Origin of the sequence: Streptomyces sp. NPDC087787 (genome assembly GCF_044743035.1) — a bacterium.
Classification (GTDB): domain Bacteria; phylum Actinomycetota; class Actinomycetes; order Streptomycetales; family Streptomycetaceae; genus Streptomyces.
Window position 1 is genome coordinate 93,115 of the sequence record NZ_JBIUVQ010000017.1, and the last position, 16,308, is coordinate 109,422.

At 71.6% G+C, this 16,308-nt stretch carries 15 protein-coding genes and 1 tRNA gene; 7 read left to right on the forward strand and 9 right to left on the reverse strand.

The features are described 5' to 3' along the window. Nucleotides 1–50: 50 nt before the first annotated feature. The 4 genes from rsrA to ACIOWN_RS25850 form a co-directional block, all read right to left on the reverse strand. Nucleotides 51–362: a mycothiol system anti-sigma-R factor gene (gene rsrA, locus ACIOWN_RS25835; protein WP_100568150.1), complete on the reverse strand. Its 312-nt coding sequence runs from the start codon at nucleotides 360–362 to the stop codon at nucleotides 51–53. Beyond that, nucleotides 359–1,054, reverse strand: coding sequence for an RNA polymerase sigma factor SigR (gene sigR / locus ACIOWN_RS25840; protein ID WP_362353273.1), 696 nt, complete (start codon nucleotides 1,052–1,054; stop codon nucleotides 359–361). Before sigR ends, rsrA begins: the two co-directional genes overlap by 4 nt. A 254-nt stretch (nucleotides 1,055–1,308) precedes the next feature. Further along, nucleotides 1,309–1,953, reverse strand: a complete 645-nt coding sequence (locus ACIOWN_RS25845) for an alpha/beta family hydrolase (protein WP_401983470.1) — start codon at nucleotides 1,951–1,953, stop codon at nucleotides 1,309–1,311. A gap of 28 nt (nucleotides 1,954–1,981) precedes the next feature. Further along, nucleotides 1,982–2,797 carry an SOS response-associated peptidase gene (locus ACIOWN_RS25850; protein ID WP_362353275.1) on the reverse strand — a complete coding sequence of 272 codons (816 nt, stop codon included), beginning with the start codon at nucleotides 2,795–2,797 and terminating at the stop codon, nucleotides 1,982–1,984. A 50-nt stretch (nucleotides 2,798–2,847) separates the two neighbouring features. Here ACIOWN_RS25850 and ACIOWN_RS25855 point away from each other — a divergent pair, with 50 nt between their 5' ends. The 4 genes from ACIOWN_RS25855 (at nucleotide 2,848) to ACIOWN_RS25870 (ending at nucleotide 6,467) form a co-directional block, all read left to right on the forward strand. After that, complete coding sequence (locus ACIOWN_RS25855) at nucleotides 2,848–3,570, forward strand: M50 family metallopeptidase (protein ID WP_362353277.1); 723 nt, start codon at nucleotides 2,848–2,850, stop codon at nucleotides 3,568–3,570. A 109-nt stretch (nucleotides 3,571–3,679) separates the two neighbouring features. Then, a complete protein-coding gene (aroA, locus tag ACIOWN_RS25860) occupies nucleotides 3,680–4,996 on the forward strand; it encodes a 3-phosphoshikimate 1-carboxyvinyltransferase (protein WP_362353279.1) in 1,317 nt (438 codons plus the stop codon). Nucleotides 4,997–5,014: 18 nt separating this feature from the next. Then, the gene (gene rsgA / locus ACIOWN_RS25865; protein WP_401983424.1) at nucleotides 5,015–6,025 is read left to right on the forward strand and encodes a ribosome small subunit-dependent GTPase A; all 1,011 of its coding nucleotides are present in this window, start codon (nucleotides 5,015–5,017) and stop codon (nucleotides 6,023–6,025) included. Nucleotides 6,026–6,143: 118 nt separating this feature from the next. Beyond that, nucleotides 6,144–6,467: a multidrug efflux SMR transporter gene (locus ACIOWN_RS25870; protein ID WP_100568156.1), complete on the forward strand. Its 324-nt coding sequence runs from the start codon at nucleotides 6,144–6,146 to the stop codon at nucleotides 6,465–6,467. A 25-nt stretch (nucleotides 6,468–6,492) separates the two neighbouring features. Here the strand turns inward: ACIOWN_RS25870 and ACIOWN_RS25875 are convergent, their stop codons facing one another. Further along, nucleotides 6,493–7,098, reverse strand: coding sequence for a TetR/AcrR family transcriptional regulator (locus ACIOWN_RS25875; RefSeq protein ID WP_362353283.1), 606 nt, complete (start codon nucleotides 7,096–7,098; stop codon nucleotides 6,493–6,495). A 204-nt stretch (nucleotides 7,099–7,302) separates the two neighbouring features. Here ACIOWN_RS25875 and hisN point away from each other — a divergent pair, with 204 nt between their 5' ends. Further along, a complete protein-coding gene (gene hisN / locus ACIOWN_RS25880; protein ID WP_401983425.1) occupies nucleotides 7,303–8,100 on the forward strand; it encodes a histidinol-phosphatase in 798 nt (265 codons plus the stop codon). A 177-nt stretch (nucleotides 8,101–8,277) separates the two neighbouring features. Continuing rightward, entirely contained in the window at nucleotides 8,278–8,688 is a 411-nt protein-coding gene (locus ACIOWN_RS25885; protein ID WP_100568159.1) for a cyclic nucleotide-binding/CBS domain-containing protein, read from the forward strand. Between the two features lie 72 nt (nucleotides 8,689–8,760). On the opposite strand, the gene ACIOWN_RS25890 is transcribed toward ACIOWN_RS25885, so the two are convergent. Next, nucleotides 8,761–10,212 carry a catalase gene (locus ACIOWN_RS25890; protein ID WP_401983426.1) on the reverse strand — a complete coding sequence of 484 codons (1,452 nt, stop codon included), beginning with the start codon at nucleotides 10,210–10,212 and terminating at the stop codon, nucleotides 8,761–8,763. A gap of 143 nt (nucleotides 10,213–10,355) precedes the next feature. Here ACIOWN_RS25890 and ACIOWN_RS25895 point away from each other — a divergent pair, with 143 nt between their 5' ends. Beyond that, nucleotides 10,356–10,772: a Fur family transcriptional regulator gene (locus ACIOWN_RS25895; protein WP_362353289.1), complete on the forward strand. Its 417-nt coding sequence runs from the start codon at nucleotides 10,356–10,358 to the stop codon at nucleotides 10,770–10,772. A 157-nt stretch (nucleotides 10,773–10,929) separates the two neighbouring features. On the opposite strand, the gene ACIOWN_RS25900 is transcribed toward ACIOWN_RS25895, so the two are convergent. The 3 genes from ACIOWN_RS25900 to ACIOWN_RS25910 form a co-directional block, all read right to left on the reverse strand. Next, nucleotides 10,930–11,003 (reverse strand) — tRNA-Met (locus ACIOWN_RS25900). A gap of 87 nt (nucleotides 11,004–11,090) precedes the next feature. Next, entirely contained in the window at nucleotides 11,091–12,920 is a 1,830-nt protein-coding gene (locus ACIOWN_RS25905; RefSeq protein WP_401983427.1) for a tetratricopeptide repeat protein, read from the reverse strand. A 217-nt stretch (nucleotides 12,921–13,137) separates the two neighbouring features. After that, the gene (locus ACIOWN_RS25910) at nucleotides 13,138–16,152 is read right to left on the reverse strand and encodes a UPF0182 family protein (protein ID WP_401983472.1); all 3,015 of its coding nucleotides are present in this window, start codon (nucleotides 16,150–16,152) and stop codon (nucleotides 13,138–13,140) included. Between the last annotated feature and the right edge of the window lie 156 nt (nucleotides 16,153–16,308).

Here is a 16,308-nt window from a genome sequence, read left to right on the forward strand (position 1 = left end):
CGTTCGGGTGAAGGGGGCGGGGCGCCGGGCGGGCGTCCGCGTACGGCGGGTCAGGACTCCTGCGGAGTCACCGGTGCCGCGGTCACGTCATGCTCGGGGACGGTCTGGCCGGAGCGGATGAGATCGATCCGCCCCATGACCTTGGCGCGCAGGTCCGCGGGCACGTCGTCATGCCCGCAGCACCGCTTGACCAGCTTCTTCACGGCCTGCTCCAGGCCGTACTTCTCGAGGCACGGCGAGCATTCCTCGAAGTGGTGCTCGAACTTGGTGCGATCGACGTCCGGCATCTCACTGTCGAGGAACTCGTAGAGGTGGTCGAGTACCTCACCGCAGTCCGTCTCGTGCGGGTCTCCGCAGCTCATGAGCCCGAGCCTTTCGCTTCGTTCGACTCTCCGGCGCCGGCCGGGACCAGTCCGCGCTCGCGGGCGTAGTCCTCGAGCATGCCGCGCAGCTGACGGCGGCCCCGGTGCAGCCGGGACATCACCGTCCCGATGGGTGTCCCCATGATGTCCGCGATCTCCTTGTACGCAAAGCCTTCTACATCCGCGAGGTAGACGGCGATGCGGAATTCCTCGGGGATCGCCTGCAGCGCTTCCTTCACGTCCGAATCGGGCAGGTGGTCGAGCGCCTGCGACTCGGCGGAGCGCAGACCGGTCGACATGTGCGACTCGGCGCGGGCGAGCTGCCAGTCCTCGATCTCCTCGGCGGCGCTGCGCTGCGGCTCGCGCTGCTTCTTGCGGTACGAGTTGATGAAGGTGTTGGTGAGGATCCGGTACAGCCACGCCTTGAGGTTGGTGCCCTCGCGGAACTGGTGGAAGGACGCGTACGCCTTGGCGTAGGTCTCCTGCACCAGGTCCTCGGCGTCGGCCGGGTTGCGCGTCATGCGCAGCGCGGCCGAGTACATCTGGTCGAGGAACTCCAGCGCGTCCCGCTCGAAGCGCGCGCTGCGCTCGGTCGTCGACTCCACGGATCCGCCCACGCTCGTGCCCCGGCTCTCGGGCTGCTCCGCCTGGCCGTTGTCGGTCCCTGCGTCGGTACCGGGAACCGGACCCACCTCCTCAAGCGACGTCGTGGCACCGAATGCGGTTCCACTCGAATCGGAGGATAGACGACGAGCCGTGCCTGCCGCCGCTCGAACAGGAGCGGTCCGCGCCGCGTGCAGCACCGTCCAGTCCAGGTCAGTGCGGCTGCTGCGGCTCGGGCAAACGGTCGAACCCATGCGGCGGACTCCCTCTCGTGTGACGTCGGCGCCGTGAGCGGCACTTCTGACCGGCTCAACAGCGGCGGTCCGCCGGGCATTCCCGCGGGTCACCCGAGTGACGCGGTCCACTGTGCGACGGCGTCGGCGATGACCTCCAGGGCCCGGTCCTGGCTGATGGACGCCCGCTTCGGGACGGCGAAGCCGTGATCGCCGTACGGCACCTCGACGAGCCGGTAGGAGCCCTCCGGGAACTCCGCGGGGCTGCCGAACGGGTCGTTGCCGCCCTGGACGACGAGCGTGGGCACACCCGCGCCGAGCAGCTCGTCGGCGCGGGACTTCTCGGGCCTGCCCGGCGGGTGCAGCGGGAAGCTGAGGGCGAGGACGGCGTGCGCGCCAAGGCCGGCCGCCGTACGGCAGGCGACGCGCGCCCCGGCGCTGCGGCCGCCGGCGACCACCGGCAGCCCCGGCCGGGTGAGGGCGGGCCACAGTCCGCGCCAGCCGGTGTCCAGCGTCCTCGGCGCGGGCGCGATCTTCTTGCCGGCCACCCGCCAGGGCTGCTCGACCAGTGCGACGGTGACGCCGTGCCCGGGGAGGGTGCGCGCCAGGGCCTGGAGGTCGCGGGCCTCGACACCGCCGCCGGCTCCGTGGCTCACGGCGAGCACCAGGTGTGCCGCGGGGGCCCGGTGCCAGGTGACGCGGGCCGCGCCCGCCTCCGTCTCGACGGTCTCGCTCAGGTCGCTCAGGTCGCTCATGTCCCTCACGTCGCTCGGGTCGCCCACGTCAGAAGAGTGTGCCCTCTTCGGGCGCGGGGAGCTCCTTGAGCAGCTGCGGTCCGTTGTTGCGGACGTTGCTGACGGCCGTGGACACCGGGTAGGCGCGCATCAGGCCGGGGGGCGGCGGGGTGAGCAGCTCGCGCAGGTCGTCCGGGTCGGTGCGGGCCGGGTCCAGCCAGGCGTCCCAACGGTCCGGGGTCAGCATCAGCGGCATCCGGGGGTGGATCTCGGCCAGCGAGCCAGGGCCCTCGGCCGGGGCCACGGCCAGCGGGGTGTTCTCCGCCTCCGTGGTGATCACCGAGCAGGTCACCCACCAGGCCCGCGGGTGGTCGTCGGGCAGGGTGCGGTCCCGCCAGAACTCGTAGAGCCCGGCCATCGCGAAGACCGAGCCGTCCGCCGGGGTCACGAAGTAGGGCTGCTTGCGCGGCCGTTTGCGCCGGCCCTCGACCTCCAGCTCCCGCTCCTGGGTGCCGGTGACCCACTCGTAGTAGCCGTCGGCGGGCACGACACAGCGCCGGGCGGCGAAGGCGCGGCGGTACGACGGCTTCTCGTGCACGGTCTCCGCGCGCGCGTTGATCATCCGGGCGGCGCCCTCGGGGGACTTCGCCCAGGACGGTACGAGCCCCCACCTCAGCTTCCGCAGCTGGCGAACCGGACCGCGGTCGCCGGCGTCCTTCAGGGGACGGTCCAGGATCACGTGGACCTCCTTGGTCGGGGCCACGTTGTAATCGGGCTCCAGGGTCTCCTCCGGGTCCCATCTCTGGATCTCGAAGACTCCTGCGAGATCCTCGGGGCCGCGACTCGCCGCATACCGTCCGCACATACGTGCAACACTGCCAGACCGCGCACACGGACAGGGAGCCACTCGGACACATGGACAGCCTCGCCGCCACCGCGCTGCCCGATCTCTGGGACCGGCTCGTCGGCACCCAGCCCGACCCCGACCTGTGGGTGGTGATCGCCACCGCGGCCGCCGCGCTCGCCGTGGTCGTCCCGCACACTCTGTGGCGCCTCTCGCGCAACGCGATCACCATCGCGCACGAGGGCGGGCACGGGCTGGTGGCGCTGCTCACCGGACGCACCCTGACCGGCATACGCCTGCACTCCGACACCAGCGGCCTGACCGTCAGCCGGGGCAAGCCGCACGGCATCGGCATGATCCTCACGGCGGCCGCCGGCTACACCGCTCCCCCGCTGCTGGGTCTGGGCGGCGCGGCCCTGCTCGCCACCGGCCGCATCACGCTGCTGCTGTGGGTGGCCACGGCGCTGCTGGTGGCCATGCTGGTGATGATCCGCAACGCCTACGGGGCGCTCACCGTTCTCCTCACCGGCGGCATGTTCCTGCTGGTGTCCTGGCTGACCGGGCCGCAGGTGCAGGCCGCGTTCGCGTACGCGGTGGTGTGGTTCCTGCTGCTCGGCGGGGTGCGCCCGGCCTTCGAGCTCCAGGCCAAGCGGGCGCGCGGGGGCGCCGGGGACTCGGACGCGGACCAGCTGTCGCGGCTGACGCACGTCCCGGCGGCGCTGTGGCTGTTCCTGTTCCACGCGGTGTCGCTGTGTTCGCTGATCGGCGGCGGCCGGTGGCTGCTGGCGGGCTGAGGCGATCCCTCCGCCCCCTCGATACGTCCGCCGGCGCCGTGCGGCGGACGCGTGTGCCGGGCGTGAGGGCGCAGGCGGGGGACTCGGTACAGGCTCTAAGGTGGGGACCATGGCCCCGAACCCCGCACATACCGCCCTCTGGCCCGCCCCGCACGCGAGCGGAGCCGTCGACGCGACGGTCCACGTGCCGGGGTCGAAGTCCGTCACCAATCGCGCGCTGGTGCTCGCCGCCCTCGCCTCCGAGCCGGGCTGGCTGCGCCGCCCCCTGCGCTCCCGCGACACGCTGCTGATGGCCGGCGCGCTGCGGGCCATGGGTGTCGGCATCGACGAGGGCGTCGGGCCGGACGGCACCGGGGAGGCCTGGCGCGTGATCCCCGCGGGGCTGCACGGCCCGGCCACCGTCGACGTCGGCAACGCCGGCACGGTGATGCGCTTCCTGCCGCCGGTCGCCGCGCTGGCCGACGGCCCCATCCGCTTCGACGGCGACCCGCGCTCGTACGAACGCCCGCTGGACGGCGTCATCGACGCGCTGCGCGTCCTGGGCGCCCGGATCGACGACGACGGCCGCGGCGCGCTGCCGATGACCGTGCAGGGCAGCGGCGCGCTGGACGGCGGCCCGGTGGAGATCGACGCCTCGTCCTCGTCCCAGTTCGTCAGTGCCCTGCTGCTGTCGGGGCCGCGTTTCAACCAGGGCGTGGAGGTCCGGCACACCGGGTCGTCGCTGCCGTCGCTGCCGCACATCCGGATGACGGTCGACATGCTGCGGGCGGTCGGCGCCCAGGTGGACACCCCCGAGTCGGGCGGCGAGCCGAACGTCTGGCGGGTCACCCCGGGCGCCCTGCTCGGCCGGGACCTGACCGTGGAGCCCGACCTGTCCAACGCCCAGCCCTTCCTCGCGGCGGCGCTGGTGACCGGCGGCAAGGTCGTCGTCCCCGACTGGCCGGCCCGGACGACCCAGCCGGGTGACCGGCTGCGGCAGATCTTCACCGAGATGGGTGGTTCCTGCGAACTCACCGACTACGGCCTGGTGTTCACCGGTTCGGGTGCGGTGCACGGCATCGACGTGGACCTCGGCGAGGTCGGCGAGCTGACGCCGGGCATCGCGGCCGTCGCCGCGCTCGCGGACTCGCCCTCGACCCTGCGGGGCGTGGCCCATCTGCGACTGCACGAGACCGACCGCCTGGCCGCGCTGACCAAGGAGATCAACGAGCTCGGCGGTGACGTGACCGAGACGGCCGACGGCCTGCACATCCGCCCGCGCCGCCTGCACGGCGGGGTCTTCCACACGTACGAGGACCACCGCATGGCGACGGCCGGAGCGATCCTCGGCCTGGCGGTCGAGGGGGTGCAGATCGAGAACGTGGCGACCACGGCGAAGACACTGCCCGACTTCCCCGACCTGTGGACCGGGATGCTCGGGGCGTAGGGACGCGGGGAACACGTCATGCGCCGCTACGGCAAGCACACCGACGAGGACGACATCCGCAGCCGCCCCAACCGCAAGGGCAACCGGCCGCGCACCAACATCCGCCCCAAGCACGAGGATGCCGCCGAGGGCCTGGTCCTCACCGTCGACCGGGGACGGCTGACCTGCCTCGTCGACGGCCGCCCGATCATCGCGATGAAGGCCCGCGAACTGGGCCGCAAGGCCGCCGTCGTGGGCGACCGGGTGGCCCTGGTCGGCGACCTGTCCGGCACGAAGGACACCCTCGCGCGCATCGTCCGCATCGAGGAACGCACCTCGGTCCTGCGCCGCACGGCGGACGACGACGACCCCTACGAGCGCGTGGTCGTCGCGAACGCCGACCAACTGGCCATCGTCACGGCGCTCGCCGACCCCGAGCCGCGCCCGCGCCTGATCGACCGCTGCCTGGTGGCGGCGTACAACGGCGGTCTTGAGCCGCTGCTGGTCATGACCAAGTCGGACCTGGCGCCGCCGGACAAGCTCCTGGAGCTGTACGGGGACCTGGACATCCCCTACGTCGTCACCAGCCGTGCCGAGCTGGACGACGGCGCGGCGGCGGACCGGGTGCGTGAGCATATCGACGGGAAGGTCACGGCGTTCGTCGGCCACTCGGGCGTGGGCAAGACGACCCTGGTCAACGCGCTGGTGCCGGAGGACCGGCGGCGGGTGACGGGACATGTGAACGCGGTGACCGGCCGCGGCCGCCACACCACTACCTCCGCGCTCGCGCTGCCGCTGGCGGGCGGGGACGGCTGGGTCGTGGACACCCCGGGCGTACGGTCGTTCGGGCTCGCGCACATCGATCCGTCCCGGGTGATCCACGCCTTCCCCGACCTGGAGCCGGGCACCGAGGGCTGCCCGCGCGCGTGCAGCCACGACGAGCCGGACTGCGCCCTGGACGCGTGGGTCGCCGAGGGCCACGCGGACCCGGCCCGGCTGTACTCGCTGCGCCGGCTGCTGGCCACGCGGGAGCGCAAGGAGGGCGACTGACCTCCGCGTTGTTTGGGTGCGGCGCGGTCCGGCAAGTGCATAATCGCACGGAGCCGGATCATGACCTGCCCCAAGCACGACGAAGCGGTCACGGCACGCGGACGCTCGGGAGGACTGCATGGCGTGGCTGCTGGTGATCGTCGCCGGGTTGCTCGAGACCGGCTTCGCCGTGTGCCTGAAGCTGTCGCACGGGTTCACCCGGCTCTGGCCGACCATCGCCTTCTGCTGCTTCGCCCTCGGCAGTTTCGGGCTGCTCACCCTGTCCCTGAAGAAGCTCGACGTGGGCCCCGCGTACGCGGTGTGGACCGGCATCGGCGCGGCGGGCACCGCCATCTACGGCATGGTCTTCCTCGGCGACCTGGTCTCCACCCTGAAGATCGTCTCGATCAGCCTGGTCATCATCGGGGTGATCGGGCTCCAGCTGTCCGGTTCCGCGCACTGACGCGACGGCGCTGGGCGCGGCCGGGTCAGGCCAGGTGGCGCGGGAGCGCGGCGCGCGCCAGGCCGGCGACCCCGCCCCGGTCCGGCGGCGCGGCCACGCACGACAGGGCCAGGCGCATCACCAGCTCGCAGGCACGGGCCAGTTCGGCGGTGTCGGCCCTGGGGGTGCCGGGGGCGGAGAGCAGGGTCGCGGCGCGGTCGCGGACGATCGCCACGAAGTCGCCGGGCGACGGCAGCGGGCCGTCGGCCCGGCGCTGCGCGGGAACCGCGCTGGAGGACGGCACCGCCGGCAGCGGGGGTGAGGGCAGCCGTTCGCTCCAGCAGCCGGTGAGCATCGCCTTCACCAGTACGTTGTCCCGGGCGGCGGACACGGTCCACTCGGCGGCGGCGGTGAGCCGCTCGCGCGGGTCGGCGGGGGTGGTCAGGGCTCGGTCGACCCCGGCGAGATAGCCGTCCGCCTCCCGCCTGACCAGGGCCCGCGCCAGTCCGTCCTTGCTGCCGAACTCGTTGTACAGCGTCTGCCGGGAGACCCCGGCGGCCGCGGCCACGTCGACCATGCGGACCGCGGACCACGGCCGCCCTGTCAGCGCCGAGTAGGCGGCGTCCAGCAGGGATTCCCGCGCTGCAGGCATCTACGCCTCCCTGGGCGAGCGGCTCTGCGCCCAGATTTGACGCCCCTGAACGCACTGTCAAGGGCCCGTGACGGCACGTGCGCACCAGGGGGTGCCCACCCGCGCGTCCGCTGACTGCCCCCAGGGAGCGTCCCGGCTCGCGCGTACCCCGGCCCGCTCCGCCCCCCGTGGCCCCGGGTCGCCCCGGGCGGATACGGTTCTGGCATGCCGGACTACCTCGACGACCTGCGCCTGGCCCACGTCCTCGCGGACGCCGCCGACGCCGCGACCATGGACCGTTTCAAGGCACTCGACCTCAAGGTCGAGACGAAGCCGGACATGACCCCGGTCAGTGAGGCGGACAAGGCGGCGGAGGAACTCATCCGCGGCCAGCTCCAACGCGCCCGCCCCCGCGACGCGGTCCTCGGCGAGGAGTACGGCATCGAGGGCACCGGCCCCCGCCGCTGGGTCGTCGACCCGATCGACGGCACCAAGAACTACGTGCGCGGCGTCCCGGTCTGGGCCACGCTCATCTCCCTGATGGAGGCCGGCGAGGGCGGCTTCCAGCCCGTCGTGGGCCTCGTCTCCGCCCCCGCCCTGGGCCGCCGCTGGTGGGCCGCGAAGGGCCACGGCGCCTTCATGGGCCGCAGCCTGGCGCAGGCGAGCAGGCTCCGGGTGTCCCGCGTGGCGGACCTCTCGGACGCCTCCTTCGCGTACTCCTCGCTCAGCGGCTGGGAGGAGCAGGGCCGCCTGCACGGCTTCCTTGATCTGACCCGCGCGGTCTGGCGCACCCGCGCCTACGGCGACTTCTGGCCGTACATGATGGTCGCCGAGGGCTCGGTCGACTTCTGTGCCGAGCCGGAGCTGTCCCTGTGGGACATGGCCGCGAACGCGATCATCGTGACCGAGGCCGGCGGCACCTTCACCGGCCTCGACGGCCGGCCCGGTCCGCACAGCGGCAACGCCGCCGCGTCCAACGGGCTGCTGCACGACGAGATGCTGGGGTATCTCAGCCGGCGCTGACGGGCGACGGGCAACGCCTGCGCGCGCCCCCGCCGGACCGCGCACGCCCCCTTGTTGACCCGTGCTTTGCCTGAGACTCTGGGAGTTCCCCCCTTGTGAACTTGTGCAGTGTCCGGGAGGCAGCCCACCCGCCGGGCACGCACCAGCCGGATTCCCCCGAGGAGGTGGCTCCATCCCATGCTCGTCCGCGACGCCATGAGCACGGTGGTCCTCACCATCGGTCCCGCACACACCCTCCGACAGGCGGCGGCCCTGATGTCCGCGCGCCACGTCGGCGCCGCCGTCGTCCACGACCCCGACGCGGGCGGCATCGGCATCCTCACCGAACGCGACGTCCTCAACTCCGTGGGTCTGGGCCAGAACCCGGACACGGAGCGCGTGCACGCGCACACCACCACCGACGTCGTGTTCGCCGCGCCGTCCTGGACCCTGGAGGAGGCGGCGGGCGCCATGGCCCGGGGCGGCTTCCGGCACCTCATCGTCCTGGACCACGACGAGCCGGCGGGCATCGTCTCGGTCCGCGACATCATCCGCTGCTGGGCGCCGGTCCGGCAGCACGCGGCGGCCGCGGGCGCGGGCACGGCCTGAACGCACGCCGGCGGGCCGGGCCCCCGAAGGGACCCGGCCCGCCGTCCACGACAAGCGTGTCCAGTGCTGGAGTCAGCCGCGCAGGGCCTGGACCGCGGCCTCCAGCCGCTTGCCGAAGTCGTCGTCCGCCTGACGGAAGTTGCTGATCGCCCGCTCGGCGATGTCCTCGCGCGAGACCTGCGCGATGGAGCCCGCCAGGTTGCCGATCAGGCGCTCCTTCTCCTCGTCCGACATCAGGCGGTAGAGGTTGCCGGCCTGGACGAAGTCGTTGTCCTCGGCGTGGACCGGCGCCTCGTGGTCACCGGTGACGCCGGTGACCGGCACGGGCTGCCACAGCGGCCGGTCCGTCTGGAACGGCCCGCCGAAGCTGTTCGGCTCGTAGTTCTTCGCGCCCTTGTGGCGGCCGTCGTACAGATGACCGTCACGGGAGTTGGTGCGCGCCTCGGTGGCGTGCGGACGGTTCACCGGCAGTTGGTCGGCGTTGATGCCGACGCGGTAGCGGTGGGCGTCGCCGTACGCGAAGAGGCGGCCCTGGAGCATCTTGTCCGGGGAGGGACCGATGCCCGGCACGAAGTGGGCGGGGCTGAAGACCGACTGCTCGACCTCGGCGAAGATGTTCTCCGGGTTGCGGTTGAGCTCCAGCTTGCCGATCTCGATCGGCGGGTAGTCCTCGTGCGGCCACACCTTGGTGAGGTCGAACGGGTTGAAGCGGTAGGTCGCCGCCTCGGCCGCCGGCATGATCTGCACCTGCACGGTCCAGGACGGGTACTCACCGCGCTCGATGGCCTCACGCAGGTCCCGCTGGTGGGAGTCGGGGTCCGCGCCGGCGAGCACGGCGGCCTCGTCGGCGGTGAGGCTCTTGATCCCCTGGTCGGTCTTGAAGTGGTACTTGACCCAGAAGACCTCGCCGGCCTCGTTGTTCCACTGGTAGGTGTGCGAACCGAAGCCGTCCATGTGGCGGTACGACGCCGGGATGCCGCGGTCGCCGAACAGCCAGGTCACCTGGTGCGTCGACTCCGGCGACAGGCCCCAGAAGTCCCAGACGTTGTCCGCCTCCTGGCTGCCCGTGTAGGGGTCGCGCTTCTGGGTGTGGATGAAGTCGGGGAACTTGATGGCGTCCTTGATGAAGAACACCGGGGTGTTGTTGCCGACGAGGTCGTAGTTGCCCTCCTCGGTGTAGAACTTCAGCGCGAAGCCGCGCGGGTCGCGGACCGCGTCCGCGGCGCCGAGGTTGCCGGCCACGGTCGAGAAGCGCAGGAAGGTCTCCGTCCGCTTGCCGACCTCGGAGAGGAACCCGGCACGCGTGTACTGGGTGACGTCGGCCGTGACCGTGAAGGTGCCGTAGGCGCCGGCGCCACGGGCGTGCACCACGCGCTCCGGGATGCGCTCGCGGTTGAAGTGGGCGAGCTTCTCCAGCAGGAGCTGGTCCTGGACGAGCACCGGGCCGCCGACCCCCGCCGTCTCGCTGTTCTGGTTGTCGGCAACCGGAGCACCGGTCCCCGTCGTGAGCGGCCCCTGGGTCACGTCGCCTCCTGCGTCATTTCCATCGTTCCTGTCGCTTGGCCAAAGCCAGTCTCGATCCTACAATGGACTTAGTCCAAGTCAAGCAGAGCTCCAAATTCACACTGATTCGGGATCTATTCCCCCTTGCTGTTAGGCTGGTCGGTATGAGTGACCTTCTGGAACGGCTGCGCGGACGCGGATGGCGGATGACCGCGCAGCGGCGTGTGGTGGCCGAGGTCCTCGACGGCGAACACGTCCATCTGACGGCCGACGAGGTCCATGCCCGGGCTGTCGCCAAGCTGCCCGAGATCTCCCGGGCGACCGTGTACAACACGCTGGGCGAACTGGTCTCCCTCGGCGAGGTCCTGGAAGTCAGCACCGACAAGCGCGCCAAGCGGTACGACCCCAACGCGCACCGGCCGCACCACCACCTGGTCTGCGCCGGCTGCGGCGCGATCCGGGACGTCCACCCGAGTGGCAACCCGCTGGCCGACCTGCCCGACTCGGAGCGCTTCGGCTTCACGGTCTCGGACGTGGAGGTCACCTACCGCGGCCTCTGCCCGAACTGCGCGGCGGCCTGACGGCCCCATTCGCAAGCCACACTCGCGAGACGAGAGAAGGACCCCCGGCACCTCGACGGTGCGCGGGGGTCCTTCTTTTGCGATCCGCTCCCCGAAGCGTCTCCGGAAAACACCGAGGGCCGGAATCCTTGATCGGATTCCGGCCCTCGGCCTTCAGTAGCGGGGACAGGATTTGAACCTGCGACCTCTGGGTTATGAGCCCAGCGAGCTACCGAGCTGCTCCACCCCGCGTCGGTGAATGCAACATTACGTGACCGGCGCACCGAGAAGCAAATCGTTTACGGGGACGCGGGAAGGACCTGCGTCACACGACCCGCGTCACGCCGACAGCTCCTCGCGCAGCGCGTCCCGCAGGCGCGCGGCCCGCTGGGCGACCTCCGCCGGCCCCAGCGCCACGGCCCGGTCGGCCCACCCCTGCCCCTCGGCCAGCTCGCCGCGGCGCGCGTGCACCAGGGCGAGCCGCAGCGCCGCCCGCCCGTGCCCGGCGTCGGCCGCCCGCGCCCACCAGGTGGCCGCCTCCGGCTCACTGCCCTCCCGGGCGAGCAGCAGTCCCAGGTTGAACGCGCCGTTGCGGGAGCCGGACTCCGCCGCCCTGCGGTACCACCGCGCCGCCTCGACCACGTCCCCGCGGGTCGCGGCCAGCATCCCGACCCGCACCTGCGCGCGCCGGTGTCCCTGGCCGGCCGCCCGCTCGTACCACTCCTCGCACTCGGTCTTCTCCTGGATCGCCGGCTCCCCCAGCTCGTGCGCGGCCGCCGGTGGCCGCCGGGCGTCGAGCACGGTGGCGAGCCGGTACGCCGCCTCCGGGCTGCCGCCGCCTGCCGCGCACCGCAGGTGCCGCTCGGCCGCCCGCTCGTCGCCCGCGCGCAGCCGGGCGATCCCCACCTGCAACGCGGCCTCCGTGTGCCCGGCCGCCGCCGCCCGCTCGTACCACCGCAGGGCCTGGGCGTCCTCGCTCCGTCCGGCGTAGAGGATCCCCAGGTTGAACGCGGCGTCGACGCTCCCGGCCTCCGCCGCCTTGGAGAACCACGGCTCGGCCCCACTGGTGTCCCCGCCCTGGAGCAGCAGGACGGCCAGCGCGTTCGACGCCTCCCGGTGCCCGGCGTACGCCGCGCGCCGGTACCACTGCTCGGCCTGCGCGGTACGCCCCTGCTCGGCGCAGAGCAGTCCGAGGTTGTAGGCGCCGTTGATGTCGCCCGCGTCCATCGCCGCCCGGTACCACCGCTCGGCGGTCTGCGTCTCGCCGCGCTCGGCGTGCAGCGCGCCCAGCGCGTTCGCCGCGTTGCCGTCGCCGTCCTGCGCGGCCCTCAGCCACCACAGGGCGGCGTTCTCGGGGTCGCCGGCGTCCCGCAGCAGGAACCCGAGCGCGCAGGCGGCCCTGGCCTCGCCGTCCTTGGCGGAGGTCAGGTACCAGCGGCCGGCCTCCTTGAGGTCGCCGCGCTTCTCCAGGATGGCGCCGAGGTGCAGGGCGGCCCGCCGGTGCCCGCGCGCGGCGGCCTGGCGGTACCACTGCTCGGCCTCCGCCAGCAGGCCGGGACCCTCTCCGCCGGACTGCCGGCCGGCCCGCCGGTCCAGTGCCCGCGCCAGCCGGTACTCCGCCTCCCGGTGCCCCCGCTCGGCGGCGACCCGCATCCAGCGCTCGGCCCCGGCGTCGCCGCGGTGCTCCAGCAGGTCGGCGAGGGCGTAGGCGCCGAGGACGTGCCCCTGCTCGGCGGACTGGCGCAGCCAGTACTCGGCGGCGGGCTCGTCGCCGCGCTCGCGGTGGTACCGGCCGAGCGCGTGCGCGGCCGCCGCGGAGCCGGCGACGGCGGCGATGCGCCACCATCCGGCGGCCTCGTCGGCGTAACCGCGCTGGTGGAGCAGGACTCCCAGGTTGTTGGCCGCGGCGCGGTCGCCGCCCGCGGTGGCGGAGCGCAGATGAGGTTCGGCGGCGTCGAGGTCACCGCGCCGCAGCAGCATGGCCCCGAGAACGCTCATGGCCTCGACGTCGCCCGCCTCGGCGGCGAGGCGACGGCGCGCCAGCTCCGCGGTCTCGTCCGCGGCCGCCACGGACTCGTCGCGCGCCTCGCCTCCGGTCTCACCAGAGCCGGAATCCTGCACAAATCGCCCCGTCCCGAACAGAGTTGCCTTGTCCCCCATAACGTCCATCGTCGCACCACCTGCAACCCGGGTACATCCGTAATACCCCAGCCAGTGAGGTCACTTCAGCGTTTTGTCGACATGCCCACAGAGAGACAAGTCAAACACAGATCGCTCAACTCCCCACGGCGGCACGGCCGCAGGGCACGTCGGTACATGCGTTCGCACACGGCGAAGGGCCCGGATCCGCGGGACGGATCCGGGCCCTTGGACTCGGCGGGAGCGATCAGCCCCCGCTCGGGCTACCGCTTGGACTGCTGTTTGGTGCCGGACTGGCGCTCGCACCCGGGCTCGCGCCGCCCTTCCCGTCGCCGTTCTTGCCGCCGGCGCCGGGCTTCTCCGCCTGCGCCTGCGCGTCCTCGGCCCGCTTCAGGGCGTCCTGAAGGTCCTTCTGCGCCTGGCCGTACGCCTGCCAGTCGCCGTTCTTCAGGGCGGTCTGACCGTCCTCGAAGGCCTTCTGGGCGTCCTTCAGCGCGTCCTGGACCGTCGGGTTGTCCGACGCCGGCGGGTTCTTCTCGCCGCTGCCGGTGCCACCACCGCCGGTGTCGGAGCCGGTGCCGGTGCCGGTGCCGGAGCCGGGCGGCTCGGTGGCCGAACCCTCCGTGCCGAACACCTTGTTGAGCGCCTTGTCGAGCGTGTCCTCGAAGGCGGTGTTGCCGCCGTACGTCACCAGGACCTTGCGCAGCAGCGGGTACTTGAGGCCGCCGCCGCGCAGGTAGACCGGCTCCACGTAGAGCAGTCCGCCGTCGAGCGGCACCGTCAGCAGGTTGCCGTACTCGACCTCCGAGTCGCCGCCCTTCAGCAGCCGGATGGACTCGGCGATCGAGGGTTCGGAGTTGAACTGGCTCTGCACCCGTTTCGGGCCGTCGATCGTCTTGCCCGTGGGTAGCTTCAGGATGCTGATCTTGCCGTAGTCGCTCGTGTTCGCGTCGGCGGCGACCGTCATGAACGCGCTCAGGTTGTCACGGCCGTTCGGCGTCATCGTCGTCGTCAGCGAGAACGTCTGGGACGACTCACCGGGCATCTTGAGGCTCAGGTAGTACGGCGGCACCGCGTCGCCCGACCTGTTCGTCGGGTCGTTGGGGATCTGCCACACCTCGCTGCCGCTGAGGAAGGTCTGCGCGTCCGTGACGTGGTAGCGCGTGAGCAGTTCGCGCTGCACCTTGAACAGGTCCTGCGGATACCGGATGTGGGACAACAGCTCCGGGGAGATGTCCTTCTTCGGCTCGACCGTGCCCGGGAACGCCTTCATCCAGGTCTTCAGGACCGGGTCCTGGGTGTCCCACTGGTACAGCTTGACCTCGCCCGTGTAGGCGTCGACGGTCGCCTTGACCGAGTTGCGGATGTAGTTGACCTGGTTCTGCTGGGCCACCACCCGCTGGTTGTTGGCGGCGGTCAGCGAGTCCAGCGTCGTGTCACCGAGGGTGGTGCGCGAGGAGTACGGGTAGCCGTTGGTCGTCGTGTAGGCGTCGACGATCCACTGGACGCGCCCGTCGACCACCGCCGGATACGAGACCCCGTCGATCGTCAGCCACGGGGCGACCGCCTCGACGCGCTGCTTGGGCGTGCGGTTGTACAGGATCCGCGAACCGTCGCCGATCGCGCCGGAGTAGAGGATCTGCGGCTCGTTGAACGCCATCGCGTACGCGGCCCGGTTCAGCGGATTGGAGAGGCTGACCCCGCTGTTCCCCTTGTAGCTGGTGGTCTTCTCACCGCTGTCGTCGGAGTAGTCGATCTCCTTCTGGGGACCGCCGACGATGGAGTAGGTGCTGGTCTTCTCGCCGTAGTAGATCCGCTGCTCGTACCGCGGGAGATCGCCCGTGGACGGCAGGTTGTACTCGGTGAACACCGGGCGGCCCTCGGAGTCGGCCTCGGTGCCCTTGGCCGCGACCACGCCGTATCCGTGGGTGTAGCGGAAGTGGTCGTTGATCCAGTTGTTCTTCGGGATCCCGGCGAGGTTCAGCTCGCGCAGGCCGATGACCGTGTCCTGGACCTTGCCGTCCTTGGTCTTGTAACGGTCGACGGCCAGGTTGGACGGGAACCCGTAGTAGTTGCGCACCTGCTGGAGCTGCTCGAACGTCGGCGAGACGATGTTGGGGTCCATCAGCCGGTAACTGGCCGCGTCGGCGGCGGCGTCCCGCAGCTTCGCCTTGTCCTGGGTGTCGCTCGTGCCCGCGTAGTCGGTGACCTTGGTGTCGTCGATGCCGTACGCCTCGCGGGTCGCCTTGAGGTTCTTCTGGACGTACGCGGCTTCCTTGGCCTGCTCGTTGGGCTCGACCTGGAACTTCTGGACGATCGCCGGGTACAGGCCGCCGATGAGGATGGCCGACAGCACCATCAGGCCGAAGCCGATGACCGGCAGCTGCCAGGTGCGCCGCCACAGGGTGGCGAAGAACAGCACAGCGCAGATCACGGCGATGCAGAACAGGATCGTCTTGGCCGGCAGATAGGCGTTGGCGTCGACGTACCTCAGGCCCGTCCAGTTGCCGGTCGCCTTGAAGTCACTGGACTTCACCGCCAGTCCGTACCGGTCCAGCCAGTAGGCCACCGCCTTCAGCGTCACGAAGACGCCGAGGAGGACCGACAGATGCCCGGTCGCGGCGGCCGTGGCACGCGCGCCGGGGCTGGTGACGCGCAGCCCGCCGTACAGGTAGTGGGTGAGCACCGCGGCGATCAGGGACAGGATCGTGGCGGCGAAGCCGAAGCCCAGCAGGAAGCGGTACCAGGGCAGGTCGAAGGCGTAGAAGGAGACGTCCAGATGGAACTGCGGGTCCGTCTTGCCGAAGGCCACGCCGTTGACCCACATCAGCCAGGTCCGCCACTCGCTCGCGGCGGAGGCACCGGCGATCAGCCCGACCAGCGCCGTGATGCCGCACAGCAGCCACTTCTTGTACGGCGCGATGCTCATCCGGTAGCGGTCAAGGCTCTGCTGCTCCACCGACATGGCGCTCAGCGGCGGCCGCAGCCGGTGGGCCAGCCAGATGTTCAGCCCGACCGCGGCCGCCATCAGCAGGCCGAAGACGAAGAACAGTCCGATCTTGGTCCACAGGGTGGTGGTGAACACGGACGAGTAGTGCACCGACCGGTACCACAGCCAGTCCGTCCAGAAGCCCGCGAACATGGCGAAGACCATGCCGAGGACGGCGAGGACGCCCAGTGTCATGAGCAGGGTCCTGGCACGCCGGGACGGGCGGCCCACTCTCATCCGCGGCCCTGTCGGGCCTCCGCCGCGGTCCGGCATCTGGAAAGCCAAGGTGTGCACCTCGAAAGTCGCTGTTGGTTCGGATTCGTTGCGTCAGGCCCCCGAGTCCGCGGACCGTACGGTGGGCCCCAAAAATCGTGGGCCCACACCTATGCAACTTACTCACCGTTTACTCGGTTCCCGATTCCGCCCAGG

What these genes read in the sequence shown, in the direction of transcription:
- rsrA (WP_100568150.1), bottom strand. Translation starts at nt 362, where the DNA reads ATGAGCTGCGGAGACCCGCACGAGACGGACTGCGGTGAGGTACTCGAC.
- ACIOWN_RS25845 (WP_401983470.1), bottom strand. Translation starts at nt 1,953, where the DNA reads ATGAGCGACCTGAGCGACCTGAGCGAGACCGTCGAGACGGAGGCGGGC.
- ACIOWN_RS25850 (WP_362353275.1), bottom strand. Translation starts at nt 2,797, where the DNA reads ATGTGCGGACGGTATGCGGCGAGTCGCGGCCCCGAGGATCTCGCAGGA.
- ACIOWN_RS25855 (WP_362353277.1), top strand. Translation starts at nt 2,848, where the DNA reads ATGGACAGCCTCGCCGCCACCGCGCTGCCCGATCTCTGGGACCGGCTC.
- aroA (WP_362353279.1), top strand. Translation starts at nt 3,680, where the DNA reads ATGGCCCCGAACCCCGCACATACCGCCCTCTGGCCCGCCCCGCACGCG.
- rsgA (WP_401983424.1), top strand. Translation starts at nt 5,015, where the DNA reads ATGCGCCGCTACGGCAAGCACACCGACGAGGACGACATCCGCAGCCGC.
- ACIOWN_RS25870 (WP_100568156.1), top strand. Translation starts at nt 6,144, where the DNA reads ATGGCGTGGCTGCTGGTGATCGTCGCCGGGTTGCTCGAGACCGGCTTC.
- ACIOWN_RS25875 (WP_362353283.1), bottom strand. Translation starts at nt 7,098, where the DNA reads ATGCCTGCAGCGCGGGAATCCCTGCTGGACGCCGCCTACTCGGCGCTG.
- hisN (WP_401983425.1), top strand. Translation starts at nt 7,303, where the DNA reads ATGCCGGACTACCTCGACGACCTGCGCCTGGCCCACGTCCTCGCGGAC.
- ACIOWN_RS25885 (WP_100568159.1), top strand. Translation starts at nt 8,278, where the DNA reads ATGCTCGTCCGCGACGCCATGAGCACGGTGGTCCTCACCATCGGTCCC.
- ACIOWN_RS25895 (WP_362353289.1), top strand. Translation starts at nt 10,356, where the DNA reads ATGAGTGACCTTCTGGAACGGCTGCGCGGACGCGGATGGCGGATGACC.
- ACIOWN_RS25905 (WP_401983427.1), bottom strand. Translation starts at nt 12,920, where the DNA reads ATGGACGTTATGGGGGACAAGGCAACTCTGTTCGGGACGGGGCGATTT.
- ACIOWN_RS25910 (WP_401983472.1), bottom strand. Translation starts at nt 16,152, where the DNA reads ATGCCGGACCGCGGCGGAGGCCCGACAGGGCCGCGGATGAGAGTGGGC.